The organism is Actinoplanes sp. NPDC049681 (assembly GCF_044465265.1).
Lineage (GTDB): Bacteria > Actinomycetota > Actinomycetes > Mycobacteriales > Micromonosporaceae > Actinoplanes.
Window position 1 is genome coordinate 535,752 of the sequence record NZ_JBITLP010000003.1, and the last position, 18,497, is coordinate 554,248.

The following is an 18,497-nucleotide window of genomic DNA, read 5'->3' on the forward strand; positions in this document are numbered from 1 at the left end:
CGGCGCTTCGTAAGGTTTGCCGGCGGCGGTCGGGGCTAGGTTGAGGTCATGGCCAACCGACTGGCGACCGCGACCTCGCCCTACCTGCTCCAGCACGCCGACAATCCCGTCGACTGGTGGCCCTGGTCGGACGAGGCGTTCGCCCAGGCCCGGGAGCGGGACGTGCCCGTGCTGATCTCCGTGGGCTATGCCGCGTGCCACTGGTGCCACGTCATGGCGCACGAGTCCTTCGAAGACGACGGCATCGCCCGCCAGATCAACGACGATTTCGTCGCGGTCAAAGTGGACCGTGAGGAGCGTCCCGACGTCGACGCCGTCTACATGACCGCCACCCAGGCCATGACCGGCCAGGGCGGCTGGCCGATGACGGTCTTCGCCACGCCGGAGGGCGAGCCGTTCTTCTGCGGCACCTATTTCCCCAAGGCCCAGTTCTCCCGCCTGCTCGAGTCGGTCACCACAGCCTGGCGAGACCAGCGCGAAGGCGTCGTCAAACAGGGCTCGGCGGTGGTGCAGGCGATCGGGGGAGCCCAGCTGGTCGGCGGCCCGACCGCCCCGATCTCGGCGACCCTGCTCGACACCGCCGCGGTCCAGCTCGCCAAGGACCACGACGACACGTACGGCGGCTTCGGCGGCGCACCGAAGTTCCCGCCGCACATGAACCTGCTGTTCCTGCTCCGCCACCATCAGCGCACCGGTTCGGCCGAGGCGCTCGAGATCGTGCGCCACACCGCCGAGCAGATGGCGCGGGGCGGCATCTACGACCAGCTGGCCGGTGGCTTCGCCCGCTACGCGGTGGACAACACCTGGACCGTGCCGCACTTCGAAAAGATGCTGTACGACAACGCGCTTCTGCTCCGCGTCTACACCCATCTGTGGCGGCTGACCGACGATCCTCTCGCGCGCCGCATCGCCCGCGAGACCGCCGCGTTCCTGCTGCGCGACCTCGCCACCCCGGCCGGCGGCCTCGCCTCGGCGCTGGACGCGGACACCGACGGAACGGAAGGCCTGACGTACGCATGGACGCCCACCCAGCTCACGGAGGCGCTGGGCGAGGAAGACGGCACCTGGGCAGCGGACCTGTTCCGCGTAACCACCAAGGGCACGTTCGAACACGGCACCAGCGTCCTGGTCCTGGCCCGAGACATCGACGGCGCCGAGGAAGAACTGGTGAACCGCTGGCGCGACGTCCGCCGCCGGCTGCTGGCGGCGCGCGATGAACGGCCGCAACCAGCGAGGGACGACAAGGTCGTGGCCTCCTGGAACGGTCTGGCGATCACCGCCCTGGCCGAGCACGCACTGTGGCTGGAGCTGTCGACCCCGAGCAGCACCGCGACCTCGGATGACGCCGCTGATTCCGCCGGGTGGGCGAGTGACGTGCGGCGTGCTGCGGTTGCGCTGGCCGAAGTCCTGGCCGAGCGGCACATCGTCGACGGGCGGCTGCGCCGGGTGTCCCGGGACGGCGACGTGGGCCAGCCGGTCGGCGTGCTCGAGGACTACGGCGCGGTGGCCGAGGCGTTCTGCGCGGTGCACCAGCTCACCGGGGAGGGCCGATGGCTGACGCTGGCCGGCTCGTTGCTGGACGTGGCCCTCGCCCACTTCGGCACCGGTCAGGGCGGCTTCTACGACACGGCGGACGATGCCGAACGCCTGGTGACCCGGCCGGCCGATCCCACCGACAACGCGACGCCCTCCGGGCTTGCGGCCGTCTGCGCGGCCCTGATCGCCTACTCGGCGCTCACCGGTGAGACCCGCTACCGCGAGGCGGCGGACGCAGCGCTCGAGACGGTGGGGCCGCTCATCGGCAGTCACCCCCGGTTCGCCGGGTACTCGGCAGCCGTGGCCGAGGCGGCGCTGGCGGGCCCGTACGAGATCGCCATCGCTACCGAGAACCCGGAGGATCCGCTGCTGGCGACGGCATACCGGCACGCTCCACCAGGGACGGTGATCGTCGCGGGGCCTCCGGACAAGCCGGGTGTGCCGTTGCTGGCGGACCGGCCGTTGATCGACGGGCGAGCGGCGGCCTACGTATGCCGAGGCTTCGTCTGCGATCGCCCGGTGACGACCCCCGAGGAATTGGAGGAGCGACTGGCCGGGTGACCAGCCAGGGGTCCGGCGGGCACATGCGGGCCGGCTGACGCGCCGTGGGTCCGGCGGGCACATGCGGGCCGGCTGACGCGCCGTGGGTCCGGCGGGCATATACGGGCCGGCGGACGCGGGCCGGTAGGCACGTCCGGACCGGCTGACGCGCCGTGGCCCGGCATGAACGGACATTGTGTCAATGTGAGCGTGAATCGGTCGGACGAAGGTCCAGGCTGGCGGCCCTTATCGTCACCCGCTCGCCCCCGGCCACGGTCAGAGACGTCCGAGGCGCGCTCGCGCCGGGTCACGTGGACGTGCCGGCGCCGCCATCACTGTGGCGCTCGGGGTGGTCGCGGCGATCACTGTGGCGCCCGGGGTGGTCGCGGCGATCACTGTGGCGCTCGGGGTGGTCGCGGCGATCACTGTGGCGCCCGGGGTGGTCGCGGCGATCAGTGTGGCGGCCAGGGCGGTCTCGGCGATCAGGGTGGCGGCCTGGGCGCACCGCGGTTCCTGCCGTGGTCGGCGCGCACCGCGTTCACTTGGCGGATGTGGCCGCAGCATGGTCTCAGCAGCCGGCTCGGCAGATATCGCGCGAATCATCGAGGGTCTGCCCGGGACAACCGACGTTGGCGTAGTGGGCCTGGATCACCGCTGACGTCAGCGGGCCGGGCGTTGCGCCTTCCGTGGAGCGCGTCAATGGGCTGTGGCCGCCGGTGAAGGGGAGGGTGCGGCCTCCACTGACGGCTTTATGACACGTTCCCGGACCATGTATTCCAGGCAGAAATGAATCAAGCGCTCCCGGGCCTCGTCACGGCGATCGGACTGCGGGTCGGTGCTGAATGTCTTCATGGCCTCGACCACCTTTTTCATGACGGCGGCTTTGGCGATCTTCGGCACCATTGCGGTCGGCTTCGCCTTGATCTCGTAGATGAGATCACGGGTGACTGCGAGCAACTCTCGATCTTGCAGGCCGTGCAGATAGATCGACGCCTCGTGGCGGAGGACGTGATCGAGCAGCTCCGTCGACCACTCGATTCCTTTTCCGAGAATGGATGCCACGTGGTGCATCTCGCGCGGTTCGGTCGTTGATTTGCTGCTGAAGTCCGCGCGTACCGTTAAAGATCCGGCCAGGCCGAAGATCATGCCGTCGAGCCAGGCGTTTCCTGTCGGCGAGAGCCGACTCAGATGTGCGGGGAGCCAGCCGATCAAACCCGCGCCGAATCCCGCGAAGGCGACGTAGATCAGCACGCCGAACGCCGCTCCCTTGCGGCTCCAGCTGTACCAGCACTGGTAGAAGCGGTACGGGAATCCGAAGACGGCAAAGATCGCCGACACGGACAGCGCCGAAACGATCGACATTGCGGCCTCGCACGGGGCGAAACGGGGTGGACAACGGACGTAGCATAGACGCCGTCCGGGCCGGGAAGGCAATCACCTTTTATTTGTGACGGCTCTTCGAGGTGGGCGGGTAGTGGTGGATCAAATAGTGCGAGCCGCAGACCGGGAGTCGTTTGACGGCCGGGAAGAAGTGCTGCTCGGAGAGCTGTGCCGGCATGCCGCCGAGCGATTTCCCGGGAGGATCGACTCGCCGGCCGTGCGGTCGATCTGCGGGAGAGTCCTGATCAAATGGCGGGGGCGCCCGTCGCGGGACACCGACGGGGCCGTCGTGCCGGGTCTGAAAGCCGACATCATCGGTGCCGTTCTGGCCTGGTTGCGGGACAACGGAAAGATTCCGCCGGGCAGCCGTGAGTATGACGAACTGTTCACCGAAACGGTTTTCAACGGCCGATTCGACGCCGCCGAGATTCGCCGGGGCATGCGTACGCTCGTGCGGCGTGGCCAGGTGCTCGACGTCCTGATCGTCACGTACTACCTCGACATGGCCGAGATCGACGGGTCCCCGCCGCATCCCGCCGAGGTCGTGGAGCGACTGCGCGGGCCGCGCCGGACCATCGACCGGGCCTGCGTACGCGAGACCGTCCTGGAGTTCTACCAGCTCCTGTGCCGGCAGGCGGCCTGACGTGAAAGTCGGGAAGGATCCGTTGCTGGACCTCGTGACCGCCCTCATGGCGCCCGAGGCCCAGGTGCCGCAGCAGGTTTTCCGCGAGGGCATCGCGGCGCTCCGGGGATACCTGCGGCGGCGCTACAGCCCACCCCTCACGGCCGCGGACGTCGACGAGGTTGCGGGGGATGCGATCAGCCGCCTGTACGAAGCGTCCGAGCGCCGTTACGTCTCGGAGCTGGGCAACCCCACCGGCTACCTGATCGCGATCGCCAACCGGATGGCCCTGGCGGCGATCAAGGCTTCGCACCGCACCGTACCCGTGGACAGTTCCCTGCCCGGCTCGCTGACCATGACCGACGAGGCAGCGGCGGCGCGCCTCGATCGCTTGGCGAACGTGTCGATCGTGCGCCAGGCCATGGCGGACGCCCGGCGGGACAAGGACGCCACCGCGGTACGGCTGGCCGCGTATCTGCTCGACGAGATCCAGTGCACGGGAGACGTGCCGAGCAGCCGTACGGCGGCCCGCGCGCTCGGCATCAGCCACGTCGGAGTGGCCAAGGCCCTGCGACGCCTGCGCGCCTACCTCGTCGAGGCCGACCGCGAATAGGCGCGGAGTCACGGGCAGCTGTGTTCCGCGACGATCGCCGAGGCCGTGTCGGCCAGCTTGTCCAGGCCCCCGGCCTCCACAGGCGCGGCGGCTTCGGCCATGACCTCCCATGCCAGGGGTGTCAGCTGGAGCCCGGTCTCACCGGCCGGTCCGGCGCCGCTCCCATCGGCGGTGGCCAGGCCCGTGGCCAGCAACGCCGAGCGGGATCCGAACGGCAACACCTGTACGGCCGCCTGCACGATCGACATGGGCGCTCCGTCCATGTCCGCCAGGAACTGCACGAGTCCCGGAGTCAGATACTGCATCGCCTCGGTGGCGGTGAGCTGCTCGCCGGCGATCGGTACGGTGTGCCCGTCTCTCATGGCAGGTCCTTCGTGGCTTCGGGTACGACTACCTGTACGAGCGAGCCGGCCCGTGGCTTGGTAACCCGGGAGCCAAGATTCTTTCGGCGGAGCCGTGAGGACCACGGAGGCTCGCACCGGTACTAGGGCCCGGCGGGGCCTGGTGGAAACCCGGGCGGTCAGGTTTCTCGCGTACCAGGCCAGCCGCCTCACCAGCGGGAAAAGGCGGTCGATAGGCTGGGGCCGCGATGGATACTCGAACCGGCCTTCCCGTTGTCGGCATGGTGGGCGGCGGGCAGCTGGCCCGGATGACCCACCAGGCCGCGATCGCCCTTGGTCAGTCGTTGCGTGTGCTGTCCGTGCACCCGGCTGACAGCGCCGCCCTGGTCGCCGCCGATGTGCAGATCGGCACTCACACCGATCTCGCCGCGCTGCGGGAGTTCGCCAAGGGGTGCGACGCCGTCACCTTCGACCACGAGCATGTGCCCAACGGGCATATCGCCACGCTGGCCGCCGAGGGCGTGAAGATCTACCCGGGCGCGGAGGCGATCGTCTTCGCCCAGGACAAGCAGCGGATGCGGGAGCGGCTCTCCGAGCTGGGCGCCCCGGTCCCGCGCTGGCGGCCGGTGTCCACCGCGGCGGACATCGCCGACTTCGCGGCCGAGGTCGCCGCCGCCCCGACGTCTGCCGACGGGACCGCCTGGCCGGTCGTGGCGAAGGCCGTACGCGGTGGTTACGACGGCCGCGGCGTGTGGATGCTTTCCGATCTCGCCGCCGCCGAGGAGCTGGTCGCCACCGGGACGCCGCTGATCGTCGAGGAGCGCGTACCCCTGCAGCGGGAGCTCGCCGCCCTCGTCGCCCGGTCGCCGTTCGGGCAGGTTGCCGCCTATCCCGTTGTCGAGACCGTGCAGCGGGACGGCATCTGTGTCGAGGTTCTTGCGCCCGCTCCGGATCTCTCCGAGGCGCGGGCCCTCGAGGCTCAGCAGCTGGCCATCGACCTGGCCAACGCGCTCGGGGTGGTCGGGCTGCTCGCCGTCGAGTTGTTCGAGACCGCGGACGGGCTGGTCGTGAACGAGCTGGCGATGCGCCCGCACAATTCGGGGCACTGGACGATCGAGGGGGCGCGTACCTCTCAGTTCGAGCAGCATTTGCGTGCCGTGCTCGACTATCCGATGGGGGAGACCTCGTTGGCGGCCCCGGCCGTGGTCATGGCGAACGTGCTGGGTGGGCCGCCCGGCGGGATGCCGATCGACGAGCGGCTGCATCATCTGTTCGCCGCCGATCCCGGCGTCCGGGTCCATCTGTACGGCAAGCAGGTGCGCCCCGGCCGCAAGATCGGGCATGTCACCGTGCTCGGTGACGACATGGCATCGGTACGCGCGCGGGCGGTCCGCGCCGCCCGCCGTCTCCAGGAAGGCGAATGATGGCACCGCTCGTCGGCGTGATCATGGGTAGCGACTCGGACTGGTCCACGATGGAGGCGGCGGCGCTGGCCCTCGCCGAGTTCGAGGTGCCGTTCGAGGTCGGTGTCGTCTCGGCGCACCGTACGGTGCAGAAGATGGTCGACTATGCGACGTCCGCGGCGGACCGTGGCCTCAAGGTGATCATCACGGGTGCGGGTGGGGCGGCTCATCTGCCCGGCATGGTCGCGGCGCTCACCCCGCTGCCGGTGATCGGGGTGCCGGTGCCGCTGAAGTACCTGGACGGCATGGACTCGCTGCTGTCGATCGTGCAGATGCCGGCCGGCGTGCCGGTGGCGACCGTTTCGATCGGTGGTGCCCGCAATGCCGGGCTGCTGGCGGTGCGGATGCTGGCCGCGTCGGACCCGGCGCTGCTGAAGAAGATGCAGGCCTTCCAGGCCAACCTCGAACAGGTCGTCGCCGAGAAGGACGAAGCCCTCCGCCAACGCCTCATCGGCTGAAAGCCGGCCGAGCCGCCGAAGCCGGCCGAGCCGCCGAAGCCGGCCGAGCCGCCGAAGCCGGCCGAGCCGCCGAAGCCGGCCGAGATCCAGAAAGCCGGCGGAGGGCAGTCAGCGCATCCGGACCAGCGCGCCCCGCAAGCGTTCCTGAGTACGGCGGCGGTTCTCGTTCGTCGCCCCCAGGAAGAGCAGCACCACCCCGACCGGCACCAGCACCAGCCACGGACCCACCAGCGTCGTGGCGAAGTGCAGCGTCGCCACCGCCGTGACCGTTGCGCCGATCACCACCGGTGCCTGCTGCTGCAGGCGGGAGCCGATGATCAGTGTCGTCACCGCGCCCAGCAGCAGCAGGAGTTCGCGCAGGTCGCCGGCTTCCGTGGCGATCACCAGGCCGGTCGTCGGGACGAATGCGGCGAGCAGTGACGGCCCGTACGCGGCCCAGCTGCTCAAGTCCGGCCGCTGGCGTGCCTCGAGGATGCCGACCAGCAGCGCCAGCGCCGCGAACGGAAGCGTGTACGCCTCCGGCAGCGCCACGTCGGCCAGGGCCACGAACAGCCAGATGCCGATGACCTCGAAGCCGACCGCCAGCCAGAACAGGTTGCGGCGCTGGTTCGGGCTGCGGTCCGGGCGGGTCGCCGCGAGGCCGAGGACCGCGCCCCAGGCTGCCAGCAGGGCCGCCAGGTGCGACGGGGAGTTGTACGCGAGGGCGCCCGCCAGCAGCGCCGACCCGTAGCCGCTCCACTCGACGGTGGTCGCCTCCAGGCGGTACTCCGGCAGGGCCAGGCGCGGCATGGCGGCCTCGAGGATCAGCAGCGCCGCGCCGACCGCCAGCACGCCGAACGCCGCCCATTCCCGCGTCAGGCCCGCGACCAGCGCGACGGTGAGGACGAAGAACTGGCCCTGCGCCGCCGCGAACAGCCAGCCCAGCACCCGGGCGTGCCGGCTCTTACCGGCGATAGCCGCGACGAGGCCGACTCCGATCGCGCAGCCCAGCGTGAACAGCGTCAGCCGCTGCGTGGCGAGGCTGCCCGCGAGCCCGGCCCCGCCGGCCAGCAGCCCGATGATGAAGACGATGGTGCGGGTGTAACGCAGCAGCGTCGCCCGGGTCGCCACCGGCGGCGGCGTCAGCGCCAGCCCCAGCATCGAAATCGTGAAGACCACGAGCGCGGCCGACGTCGACGCGGGCCACTGCGCATTCAGCGCGATGGGCGCGATCAGCAGGGTGATCGCAAGACCCGGCAGGATCACGGGTACGGCCTCAGCCGGCTTGCCGCCGAACCCGAGTGCCGCCAGCGCCGCCGCCACGGTCAGGAGCACGGTCGCGAGCACGCTGGTGCCGTCGACGCTGCCCGAAGCCGGATTGGTGAGGGCCTCGATCGGGCCGTCCCAGATCGCGCGGAGTTGCGCCATCGGGTCGACGAGCGCCGCTCGCAGCGCCGGGGCGATGGACAGCAGGGCGAGCAGGGTCGGCAGGGCCGCGACGACGACCGCGCCGGTGGCCGGGTCGACGAGCCAGCGCCCGCGCAGGCCGCTGGGGCGCAGGCCGGCTCGCCGCGTACCGATGAAGCGGGTTTCTCGCCAGGTGTGGGGCGGCGCGAGGGTGAGTCCCGGTGCCGGGACCGCGCCGCGGAGAAGCTCCGCGATGACGCCGAGCAGTGCGGCCGCGGCGGCGTAGAGGGCGGTCGGATAGTCGCTGGGTATGGAGGCCACTGCGGTGACGGTGGCGCCGCCGACCAGGCCGATCGTGGCCCACGGCAGATACTGCGGCACCGAGCGGCCCGCCAGGGCGAGCAGGGCCAGCATCACGCTCGACCCGGCCAGCGCCGCGGTGAGGACCACCTGGGCGGTGCGGCCCTGCTCCGCCGCGATCGCCGCCAGCACGCCCGGGGCCGCGAGCAGCGCGCCCATGGTCGCCGCGCCGCCGATCTGGGCACGGTGCCGCGGCATGCCGGTGTCGTCCAGGGTGTACGCGAGGATCTCGTCGGCCTCGGCCCGTTCCGCCCAGCCGAGCCGCGCGGCGGGCGTCAGGTCGGCGCGGGCCAGCCACGCCACGAGGGCGCCGGTCAGCACGATGAGGCTCAGCGCGACCGCGGTCGACCAGGGCCGGATGAGACCCGCGCCGGCCGCGTGCAGCGCCACCACGGCGGCGACCCCGGCGCGGGACAGCGCGGCTCGGGGGTCGGCGGCGGCCACGGCGGCGACGCCGTACCCGACGGTGACCGCTCCGCCGATCAGCAGCGGTGACCACCAGGGCAGGCCGAAGGCGGCCGGTGCGGCGACCGTGGCGAGGGCGACACACACCGCGCTGACGTCGTAGCGGGCCGGGCGGGGGAGGGCCGTGGTGGCGGCGACGGCGATGATCAGCAGGGCGATCGGCGCCTGCCAGGCCCCGGGCGTCGCGGTGTCCGGGTAGCCGCTGATGTCGGACGCCCAGATCGGGCCCGGGGCGGCGACGATCCGCAAGCCGTCCGCCACCGCCTGCCAACCGGCGATCGCGCCGACGACGAGACCGGCCAGGCCCACGCCGCGGACCGGGCCGCGGCGCCAGTCCTCCGGCAGCGCCCGTACGCCGAAAGCCACGATCAGCACCACGACGGCCCCGACGGCGAGCGGCGCGTCCGGGAAGGCGAGAGCGGTGACCCGGGCGAGCGCGCCGCAGACCGCCACGGTGGCCGCCGCGGCGGCGATGTCCGGGCCGTCGAGCAACCGGTCCGCGCGCCGCCCGTTGTCCAGCGACTTGGCGAAGAACAGCAGGCCGGCGGCGACGAGCAGGAGCGCGCCGACCCAGATGTCGGCGGCAGTCGAACCCGGCGAGAGCAGCGCGGCCAGGGCGAGGGCCACCGCACCGAGCCCGGCCCCGGCGGTCAGCGGCAGGCTGATCTCGCGGCGCGCGACCTGGAAGACCGCCGCGTACGTGAGGGTGCCCGCCACGGCGAGGAAGCCCAGCGCCAGCGCGGGCACGGTGACCGCCTCGGTGGGCGGGGGCCCGCCGCCGGGATCGTTGACCGCGAGCACGGCCGTCGTCACGGCACCGGGGATGGCCAGGGCGGCCGCCCCGGAAGCCCAGTCTCCGACCAGCCATGCGTACAGGCGTACCGGAATCTGGCGGGCAGCGACCGCGACCATCACGCCCGCCCCGGCCAGAGCGGTGAGGACCGCGGCGGTGAGCCACGACGCGCTCAGCGCGGCGCCGAAACCGAAGAGACCGACCACCCCGGCCGCGGCGATGTGCGCGACGGCGACCCGGCGGGTCGGTGCCAGCAGGCCCGCGGCGCCGATCCCGATGGCGGCGACGACCAGCGGCCAGGGCGCCTCCGACCAGGGCAGGCCCAGCGAGGCGGGCACGGCGAGCGCGGTGAGCGCGACTCCGGTGACCGCGCCCTCGCGGCGATATTCGGCCGGCAGCGCGAGCGCCGCGGCGACGGTCAGCAGCAGGGCGCTGAGCGCGAGCAGCCAGCCCGACTCGCCCGCGGCCGCAGCGATCCGGCCCGCGTAGGCGGCGGTGTCCGCGTGCCAGACCGGCCGGGCGGCCTGCACCGGCGCCAGGGCGGCGCGCAGGGCGTCGACCGCCACGAACAGACCGATGAGGGTGAGGGCCCCGGCGGACGCGTACTGCGGGCCGCGGCGCACCTCGTCGGCCAGCATCCGGACGACGGCCCCGGTGACCGCCACCGCGGCGGCTGCCGCGGCGAGCGTCCACGCGGGCGACGCCACGTCGGCGATCCGGGCGCAGGCGGCGATGACCGACAGCGTCAGGACGGCCCCGGCGATGTTGCTGGCGGTGATCTGGTCCGTCAGCCGCGCGGCCGCCGACGCGGTCACGGCGGCGACGACCAGGATCAGCCCGGAGCGAACGGCGTCCGGCACGGTGTCCGCGCCCAGCAGGCCGGCACCGGCGTACAGCAGGGCCCCGGCCGCGGCCACGCAGAGCAGGGTGAACGTCAGCTGCCGCAGCCAGCCCGCGGAGGGCGGCGTGGCGGGCGGGGCGAGCGGCACGGAACCCGCGGGCTCGGCACCGGCCGGGCGCGGACCCGGGAAGATGCGCGTCGGCAGCCAGCGCCGGCGCTTGCGGCCGGTCAGCCCGTCGATGATGAGGTCGGGCTCCTCGGGCCGCGACTCGGGCCGGTCCGGCATGCCGTACGCGACGTCGGCCGCGGCGGGATCGGCGGGCTCGGCGAGGACGTCAGGGTCGTAGGAGCCCGGGTCGGCCGGATCGTGCCGGGTCTCGAAATCCCGCGCGCCGATGTCGCGGGCGTCGGCCTCGGCCAGCGACTCGCGGTCGGCGGCGACGGGCCGGCCCACCGGCCAGCGCGGCAGCAGCCGGCCCTGCCGGATCACGGTGGTGAGCAGCAGCAGGTCGATGAGGGCCACAGCGGTCAGCGCGACCGCCCACCCGGCCGGGCTCTCGACCATCGGGTACGCCAGCAGCGGCGGCACCGGCTGCACGGCGACGACGGTGGCGTAGCGCGGGGCGGCCAGCCGCGTCATGCCGGCGTAGACGAACGCCGCGGCCGCCGTGATGAGCAGGGCGATGCCCAGGAAGACGGGGGACGGGACGGACGAGCCGCCGAGCAGGGGGCTGCCGTGCAATGCGTACAGCGTCATCGGCAGCAGGACCAGGCCGACCGCCGCCAGCGTCTCGCCGGTGGATGTCAGCCCGCGGCGCGCGATCGCGGGCGCGGCCGCCAGCGCGATGCCGGTGCCGATCGCCAGGATGAAGGCCCGGCCGACCGCGTTGCTGGCGGCGCCGGCGAAGACGACCGCCGCGGCGCCGAGGACCAGGGCGCTGAGCCCCAGCAGGATGTTCTGCACCGACTGGGAGGAGGTCTCCGGCGGGTGCGGCGGCGGATGCTCCGGCGGCAGCGGCGCGACCCGAGGACGGCGCGGCGGCGGCATCGACGCCGAGGGCGGTGGCTCCTCCGTCGGCGGCGGGTCGTCGACGAGCACGGTCACGCCGTCGGTGGCAGCGCCCGGCGGCCCGGTGTACGGCGTGCCCGGCGGCGACCACGACGGCCTGCCCTCGGCGGGCGCGGCACCCTCGGCGGGGCGCCGGCGCACCCGGCGGGTCGGCTTGGCCGAGGAGCGCTTCTTCTGCTGGTTGGCGTGCGCCAGGATGTCGCGCTGGAACTGCGCGGCCTGGATCTTGCTGGCGATGGTCGTCCGTTCCTTGGCCGCCGCCATGTCCCGGATCTTCAGTTCCGCGATCGACGCGTCGATGCGGGCCAGCTCCTCGTCGTAGCTGTCCGGCTCGTCAGCCTGCGCCACGGCACCTCCTTGACCCGACCCACCCGAAGCATGCCCTTCCGACACCTCATTAGAACAGTCCCAAGCGGGTCGAGATCAATGGAAACGGCCGCGAACCCGGCAGGTTCGCGGCCGCGGCCGGAAATCGGTCAGTCGTCAGAGGGCTGGTGCGGGCCTGCCCATGCCGCGATACTGCCAGCCCGCGCGGGCCCACAGGGCCGGGTCCAGGCAGTTCCTGCCGTCGATGACGCGCCTGCCGGCGACGGCCTCGCCCAGCGCGTGCGGGTCGGCGTTGCGGAACTCGGCCCATTCGGTGAGCACGCACACCAGTTCGGCGCCGGCCACCGCGTCGGCCATGGAGGTCTCGTACGCCAGCCCGGGCTGCACCGCCCGCGCGTTCTCCATGCCCTGAGGGTCGTACACGTGCACGTCGGCGCCGGCCTTGGCGAGGGCGGCCGCGACGGCGAGGGCGGGCGCGTCGCGCACGTCATCGGAATTGGGCTTGAACGCGGCGCCGAGCACGGCGATGCGGGTGCCGGACAGGTCCGGGCCCGCCGGCCCGGACCGGCGCCCGAGGAGCTCGGCGGCGAGCTGCAGGACCCGGGTGCGGCGGCGCTGGTTGATCAGGTCGACCTCGTGCAGGAAGCGCAGCGCCTCCCCGGCGCCCAGCTCCTGGGCCCGGGCCTGGAACGCCCGGATGTCCTTGGGCAGGCAGCCGCCGCCGAAGCCGACACCGGCCTGCAGGAAGCGGTTGCCGATCCGCGGGTCGTAGCCGATCGCCTTGGCGAGCTGGGTGACGTCCCCGCCGGCCACCTCGCACACCTCGGCCATCGCGTTGATAAAGCTGATCTTGGTGGCGAGGAACGCGTTCGCGGCGACCTTCACCAGCTCGGCGGTGGCGAAATCGGTCACCACCAGCGGCACCTCGCGGTCCTCGGTGGCGGCCAGGTCGAAGACGCCCTTGTGGGCCGCGTACAGCATGCCGTTGGCCCACTCGGTCTTCACGCCGACGACGATGCGGTTGGGGCGCAGCACGTCCTCGACGGCGAAGCCCTCCTGCAGGAACTCCGGCGACCACGCCACCTCGACGCCCAGGTCCGGGTCGGTGTGCTTGGCGACCAGCTGCTCGATCCATTCGGCCGTACCGACCGGGACCGTGGACTTGCCCACGATCAGGGCGCGGCGCTTCAGGTGCCGGGCCAGGTTCGTCACGGACGCTTCGACGTACGCGAGATCGGCGCCCATGCCGTCGGCCCGCTGCGGCGTCCCCACGCAGATGAAATGCACGTCGGCGAAGTCCGCGACCTGCTCGTAGGAGGTCGTGAAGCGCAGCCGCCCCGACGCCAGGTTGCTCCGCAGCAGCTCGTCCAGCCCCGGCTCGTGGAACGGCACCTGCCCGGCGCCCAGCTTGGCGATCTTCGCCTCGTCCACGTCGAAGCCCAGCACCTCGTAGCCGAGCTCGGCGAAGCAGATGGCGTACGTCGCACCGAGGTAGCCCGTACCGAGGAACGCCAGCCGCGGCCGCGAGGCGCCGGAAGGCACCTCGACCTCGGGAAAGGCGGGTACGGTCTGCGTGGTCGGGTACGGGATGGTCACGCTGTGAACTCCAGTCGCACGGGGCGCCGGGAGGGGGGTCCGGCACCGTTACGTGGCACACACCTTCTCACGGCGCCGCCCGTCCGGCCCGACCGCCGTCGGCCGGACCGCTCGCTGTCGCCGCCGGAGCGAGGATAGTGCGCGTACCCTACGCGTCGGTAACATTGGCGGGGAGCCGTAGAGAAGGGGCCACAGTTGATGTCTGAGTTCGACGTCTACCAGCTGCCGGAGGACCACGAAACGATCCGCGCGGCCGTACGCGAGATCTGCGACGCGCGCGTGGCGCCGAACGCGGCCGAGGCGGACGAGACCGGAGAGTTCCCGAAGGCGTCCTACGACGCCCTGCGCTCGGCGGACTTTCACGCACCGCACATCCCGGCCGAGTACGGCGGCGCAGGCGCGGACGCCCTCGCCACGGCCATCGTCATCGAAGAGGTCGCCCGGGCCTGCGCCAGCTCGTCGCTGATCCCGGCGGTCAACAAGCTCGGCACGATGCCGCTCATCCTGGCCGGCTCGCACGAGCTGAAGGAGCGCTACCTCACCCCGGTCGCATCCGGCGAGGCCATGTTCTCGTACTGCCTGTCGGAGCCCGAAGCCGGCAGCGACGCCGCGTCGATGACCACCCGGGCGGTCCGCGAAGGCGACTACTGGGTCCTCAACGGCGTCAAGCGCTGGATCACGAACGCGGGCGTGTCCGAGTACTACACGGTGTTCGCCGTGACCGACCCCACCGCCCGCTCCAAGGGCATCTCGGCCTTCGTCGTGGAGAAGTCGGACGAAGGCGTCAGCTTCGGCGCACCCGAGAAGAAGTTGGGCATCAAGGGCAGCCCCACCCGCGAGGTGTACTTCGACAACGTCCGCATCCCGCTGGACCGCATGATCGGCGCGGAGGGCACGGGCTTCGCGACGGCGATGAAGACCCTGGACCACACCCGCGTCACGATCGCGGCCCAGGCGATCGGCATCGCCCAGGGCGCACTGGACTTCGCCCTCGGCTACGCCAAGGAACGCAAGCAGTTCGGCAAGCCGATCGCCGACTTCCAGGGCCTGCAGTTCATGCTGGCCGACATGGGCATGAAGCTCGAGGCGGCCCGGCAGCTGACATATGTGGCGGCCGGCAAGAGCGAGCGCGGGGACGCGGACCTGACGTACTTCGGCGCGGCAGCCAAGTGCTTCGCGTCGGACGCGGCCATGGAGATCACGACGGATGCCGTGCAGATCCTGGGCGGGTACGGCTACACGCGCGACTACCCGGTCGAGCGCATGATGCGCGACGCGAAGATCACCCAGATCTACGAGGGCACGAACCAGGTGCAGCGCATCGTCATGGCGCGGCAGCTGCTCAAGGACTGACGCGAAGCTGCGTTCGTGGAATGCTCCGGCCGGACACGGCCGGAGCATTTCTGTTTTTGGGACGCGAGTGCGCTAGCCCGGGATGACGGAATCGGCGGCGGGGTAGCTCGCCCACCAGTCTTCACGCCGATGTTTCGCCAGCTTGCCGGCGAACCGTGTGAGGAGCGCGTAGTCGCCGTTGAAGGTGAGCATCGCGTCCTCGCCCCCACCGGTCATCACCCGTCGGACGATGGTGAGCATGTGGGGGATGCTCCACTGGAAGTCGGCGAATTTGTCCATCCGAAATCCGACGGACACGTAGGTCTTCGGTTTCCACGTCAGCGAGCCGTCGTCGGTTTCGGCATCCAGGTAGCCGTGGCGTCCTGCGTATACGGTCACCTGGAACCCGTAGCGCTCCCACAGGTCGGCCGAGAGCAGTGGTGGAGTGCCGGTCGGCCGCTCATCGAGACCTGGCAGCGCACGCTTCGCCACCCGTTCGACCGGGGTGCTGCCGGCCAGTGTCAGGGCGTACTCGATCGCCATGGTTCTATTCCGTGATGAGGTCGTCCGCGCCCGGGTAGGTGCTCCACCAGTCGGCATGGTTGTGCTTGACGAGGTTTCCGTCGAAGCGGGTGAACAACAGCTCATTGCCGTTCAAGGTCAACGCGGCGTCTTCCGGGCCGGTGGCCAGCACTCGGCGGATCACCGTCAGCATGTTGATCACGGACCGTTGCGCAGCAGTGTCCTTATCCATGCGGAAGGTCAGCGAGACGTACGCGCCCGGCTCCCACTCCCACCTGCCGTCGTCCGCCTGAACCTCCAGGTAGCCGTCGGAATCGGCGAGGACGGTGACCCCGAACCCGTACCGCGCGTAGAGGTCGGCCGAGAGCAACGGTGGCGTTCCCGTCGGACGCTCGTCGGCGTCCGGCAGGGCTCGCTCGGCGACCTGCTCCACGGGAGTCTCACCGGCGAGGGACAATTCATACTCGAGCGCCATGCGTCGTGCTCTCCCTCATTGTCGAGGCTCGGGGACGATCTGAACGACGTCACCGTCCGGCGTGATCGCCTTGACCTCTTTGAGACGGTCGATCGGCCAATCGCCGAACTGCTTGCGGAGCGCGGTCAGGTCGCCGCCCCAGTCCTCCAGATTGACTACCACGCGCTGCGTCTGATCACGCCTGATCTTCTTACGGACCTCCGTCCAGACACTGCGTACCCCCGTGTCGGTCGCGGGCGAGTAGCAGTCGAAGACCCGGCCTTCTACCAGGTAATCCGGGCGCGACGCGGGATCGCCGGTGTCGCCCGTGTCCTGCCTGGCCCGAGCGACCTCGTCGGGCGTCGGATTCTGTTTCACCCGGTAGCCCAGGCCGGCGAGGATCTCGGCGCCGGAATTCTCTCTGCCGATCGATCGGCGGCCTTCCGCCTTCTGATTCGGGTCGATGCGCGTCGGGCGCCCTTCCGGCCTCCCGCCGGGACGGCCCGTCAGGGACGTGCCTTGTTGACCGGCCCCGGGTCGGCCCGCATGGGCCTCCTGCGCGGCTGTTTCCTGCGCCTCGTGCACGCTGCGCGGACCCCCGCCGGCTCCTCCGCCGCGGGACCGCGAATGGCCGGGCGGTTCCCCGCCATCGCCGTGGCCGCGAGTTCGTCCTGGCACGAATGCGCCACCCCCGGAACGTCTTCGCGAATGGAGTGGAGGGTAGCAATGGGCTGCTATGGGTGAGCCGCGCTGCGACGCGGTGCGACTGTCAGAGAAGGTGGGTCGGTTCCTCGTCGGCCGGCGGGCGGGAGGTCGGGAGGGTGAGCGGCCGGGTGTCGTCCGCTGCCTCGTCGGCCGGGCGCTCCAGGTTGGCCACCGTCGACGTTTTGCTCGCCTGCGTCGTCGCCTCGCCCGGCGGCTTGTGCTCGGCCCCTACGGCGCTGAGCCGGGTGGTCGGGTCCTGGGCCGGATCCGGGCGTTCCTCGCCGAGGATCGACATCGACTTGGTCGTTTCCTCCCCGGCCGGCTTCGGCACGGTAGTCGCCGTCGATGGCAGGACGGTCGTCTTCTCGTCGGCCGGGATGGGAAGGAGCTGGGTGCGGTCGCCCGGGATCTCCGCCGGGATCATCTGGGTCTTCTCGTCGTCCGGGGAAGAAGGAGGCTTCGAAGAAAGGGGGAGCGCCGTCGTCCGCTCTTCGGAAGCGGCGACGTCCCGCGTCGGTTCCTCGGAAGCGGCGACGTCCCGGGTCGGCTCGTCCGGAAACAGAGACGCCAGGAGCGTCGTCTTCTCGTCGTTCTCGGCGGGCCGCCGCTGGTGCGGGATGGGCGGCACGAACACCGTCGTCGGTTCCGCGGCCATCGGCATTCCGGGCGCCGACGCCGCGCCATGGGCCCGGCCCAGGGTTCCGATCAGGATCACCTGGGGTGGCTCGTAGCCCGCCCAGCGGCGCGCACTCAAGGCCGTGCACACCAGCGGCACGGCGAGCAGTACCGCCAGGCCGTACCCCGGGGTGCTGATGTTGAAGCCGTCCTTGGTCACACCCGGCGGCCAGACGCTCGCGTAGGACGATGGGGAGATGCGGGCCCATGCGCCGATGCCCAGGAACGCCATGCCCGCCACGAGCGGTCCGGACGGGGAGATCGGGGCGAAGAGCAGGATCGCGTACGCGGCCCCGGCGAGCAGCAGAAGCAGCAGCCCGCCGGCCGATTCGACGCCGCCGTTGTCGCGGGCGCGGCCGGTCAAGTCCTGGTCGAAGCCGACGCCGCACAGGATCCACGCTGCCGGGGCCAGGGCGAGGGCGTACAGGATCGACCGGAGATGGCGCACGCGTGGACCGTACCCGGACGCGGCAACCGCGAGGAATTAACGTAACGGGCATGAGTGACCAGCCGGTGGGGCGGCCCACCTCGCACTCGCGCGTCACGTTGAGCCGGATCATGAGCGCGATCGACGTCAACCTGTACGGCACCGTGCACGGCGGCGTCCTGATGAAGTTCGTCGACGATGTGGCCGGGGCGGCGGCTGCGCGGCACAGCGGCGGGACCGCGGTGACGGCTGCGATCGATGAGATCGTCTTCGTCGAGCCCGTGCATACCGGGGACCTCGTTCATGCGTACGCGCAGGTGAACTGGGCCGGGAGCACGTCCATGGAGGTGGGCGTACGGCTGACCGCGGAGCGGTGGGACACGGCCGGTGGCGACCCGATCACCGTGGCGACCGCCTACCTGGTTTTCGTCGGTGTCGATGTGTCCGGTCATCCGCGGCCGGTGCCCCCGGTGCTGCCGGAGACCGCCGAGGATGACCGGCGCTTCCGGGAGGCCATCATCCGCCGTGAGCACCGCCTGGCCCGCCGCAAGGCCATTCAAGACGCGCGGCTGAAGGACCAAGGCTGAAGGAC

Annotated in this window: 16 protein-coding genes; 7 read left to right on the forward strand and 9 right to left on the reverse strand. The window is 71.5% G+C overall.

What is annotated here, in order from left to right; translation table 11 throughout:
- Nucleotides 1-48: 48 nt before the first annotated feature.
- Nucleotides 49-2,097 carry a thioredoxin domain-containing protein gene (locus ACIBO8_RS12360; RefSeq protein WP_396115217.1) on the forward strand — a complete coding sequence of 683 codons (2,049 nt, stop codon included), beginning with the start codon at nt 49-51 and terminating at the stop codon, nt 2,095-2,097.
- A 255-nt stretch (nt 2,098-2,352) separates the two neighbouring features.
- Here the strand turns inward: ACIBO8_RS12360 and ACIBO8_RS12365 are convergent, their stop codons facing one another.
- On the reverse strand, nt 2,353-2,640 hold the full coding sequence (locus tag ACIBO8_RS12365; RefSeq protein ID WP_396115218.1) for a hypothetical protein: 288 nt from the start codon (nt 2,638-2,640) through the stop codon (nt 2,353-2,355).
- A gap of 132 nt (nt 2,641-2,772) precedes the next feature.
- Nucleotides 2,773-3,438, reverse strand: a complete 666-nt coding sequence (locus ACIBO8_RS12370) for a hypothetical protein (RefSeq protein WP_396115219.1) — start codon at nt 3,436-3,438, stop codon at nt 2,773-2,775.
- Nucleotides 3,439-3,523: 85 nt separating this feature from the next.
- Here ACIBO8_RS12370 and ACIBO8_RS12375 point away from each other — a divergent pair, with 85 nt between their 5' ends.
- Together ACIBO8_RS12375 and ACIBO8_RS12380 are read left to right on the forward strand one after the other, a co-directional pair.
- The gene (locus tag ACIBO8_RS12375; protein WP_396115220.1) at nt 3,524-4,099 is read left to right on the forward strand and encodes a hypothetical protein; all 576 of its coding nucleotides are present in this window, start codon (nt 3,524-3,526) and stop codon (nt 4,097-4,099) included.
- 1 nt (nt 4,100) lies between these two features.
- A complete protein-coding gene (locus ACIBO8_RS12380) occupies nt 4,101-4,691 on the forward strand; it encodes a hypothetical protein (RefSeq protein ID WP_396115221.1) in 591 nt (196 codons plus the stop codon).
- Nucleotides 4,692-4,699: 8 nt separating this feature from the next.
- Here the strand turns inward: ACIBO8_RS12380 and ACIBO8_RS12385 are convergent, their stop codons facing one another.
- The gene (locus ACIBO8_RS12385; protein ID WP_396115222.1) at nt 4,700-5,053 is read right to left on the reverse strand and encodes a hypothetical protein; all 354 of its coding nucleotides are present in this window, start codon (nt 5,051-5,053) and stop codon (nt 4,700-4,702) included.
- A gap of 227 nt (nt 5,054-5,280) precedes the next feature.
- Between ACIBO8_RS12385 and ACIBO8_RS12390 the strand changes: the two genes are divergently transcribed.
- Both ACIBO8_RS12390 and purE read left to right on the forward strand, forming a co-directional pair.
- Nucleotides 5,281-6,456 (forward strand): 5-(carboxyamino)imidazole ribonucleotide synthase, encoded by a 1,176-nt coding sequence (locus tag ACIBO8_RS12390; protein ID WP_396115223.1) that lies wholly within the window; start codon nt 5,281-5,283, stop codon nt 6,454-6,456.
- Nucleotides 6,456-6,953: a 5-(carboxyamino)imidazole ribonucleotide mutase gene (gene purE, locus ACIBO8_RS12395; protein WP_396115630.1), complete on the forward strand. Its 498-nt coding sequence runs from the start codon at nt 6,456-6,458 to the stop codon at nt 6,951-6,953. The genes ACIBO8_RS12390 and purE overlap by 1 nt, the downstream gene beginning before the upstream one ends.
- 108 nt (nt 6,954-7,061) lie before the next feature.
- Here the strand turns inward: purE and ACIBO8_RS12400 are convergent, their stop codons facing one another.
- Together ACIBO8_RS12400 and ACIBO8_RS12405 are read right to left on the reverse strand one after the other, a co-directional pair.
- Nucleotides 7,062-12,215 carry an SCO7613 C-terminal domain-containing membrane protein gene (locus ACIBO8_RS12400; protein WP_396115224.1) on the reverse strand — a complete coding sequence of 1,718 codons (5,154 nt, stop codon included), beginning with the start codon at nt 12,213-12,215 and terminating at the stop codon, nt 7,062-7,064.
- Between the two features lie 135 nt (nt 12,216-12,350).
- Nucleotides 12,351-13,790, reverse strand: a complete 1,440-nt coding sequence (locus tag ACIBO8_RS12405) for a UDP-glucose dehydrogenase family protein (RefSeq protein WP_396115225.1) — start codon at nt 13,788-13,790, stop codon at nt 12,351-12,353.
- Between the two features lie 198 nt (nt 13,791-13,988).
- On the opposite strand from ACIBO8_RS12405, the gene ACIBO8_RS12410 reads away from it, so the two are divergent.
- Nucleotides 13,989-15,143 carry an acyl-CoA dehydrogenase family protein gene (locus ACIBO8_RS12410; protein WP_396115226.1) on the forward strand — a complete coding sequence of 385 codons (1,155 nt, stop codon included), beginning with the start codon at nt 13,989-13,991 and terminating at the stop codon, nt 15,141-15,143.
- Between the two features lie 72 nt (nt 15,144-15,215).
- Here the strand turns inward: ACIBO8_RS12410 and ACIBO8_RS12415 are convergent, their stop codons facing one another.
- From ACIBO8_RS12415 to ACIBO8_RS12430, 4 genes are all read right to left on the reverse strand, one after another.
- Nucleotides 15,216-15,665 (reverse strand): SitI3 family protein, encoded by a 450-nt coding sequence (locus tag ACIBO8_RS12415; RefSeq protein WP_396115227.1) that lies wholly within the window; start codon nt 15,663-15,665, stop codon nt 15,216-15,218.
- Between the two features lie 4 nt (nt 15,666-15,669).
- On the reverse strand, nt 15,670-16,119 hold the full coding sequence (locus ACIBO8_RS12420; protein ID WP_396115228.1) for a SitI3 family protein: 450 nt from the start codon (nt 16,117-16,119) through the stop codon (nt 15,670-15,672).
- 15 nt (nt 16,120-16,134) lie between these two features.
- A complete protein-coding gene (locus tag ACIBO8_RS12425; protein WP_396115632.1) occupies nt 16,135-16,563 on the reverse strand; it encodes a hypothetical protein in 429 nt (142 codons plus the stop codon).
- A gap of 304 nt (nt 16,564-16,867) precedes the next feature.
- Nucleotides 16,868-17,926 (reverse strand): hypothetical protein, encoded by a 1,059-nt coding sequence (locus tag ACIBO8_RS12430; protein WP_396115229.1) that lies wholly within the window; start codon nt 17,924-17,926, stop codon nt 16,868-16,870.
- A gap of 50 nt (nt 17,927-17,976) precedes the next feature.
- On the opposite strand from ACIBO8_RS12430, the gene ACIBO8_RS12435 reads away from it, so the two are divergent.
- Complete coding sequence (locus tag ACIBO8_RS12435; RefSeq protein WP_396115230.1) at nt 17,977-18,492, forward strand: acyl-CoA thioesterase; 516 nt, start codon at nt 17,977-17,979, stop codon at nt 18,490-18,492.
- Nucleotides 18,493-18,497: the final 5 nt, after the last annotated feature.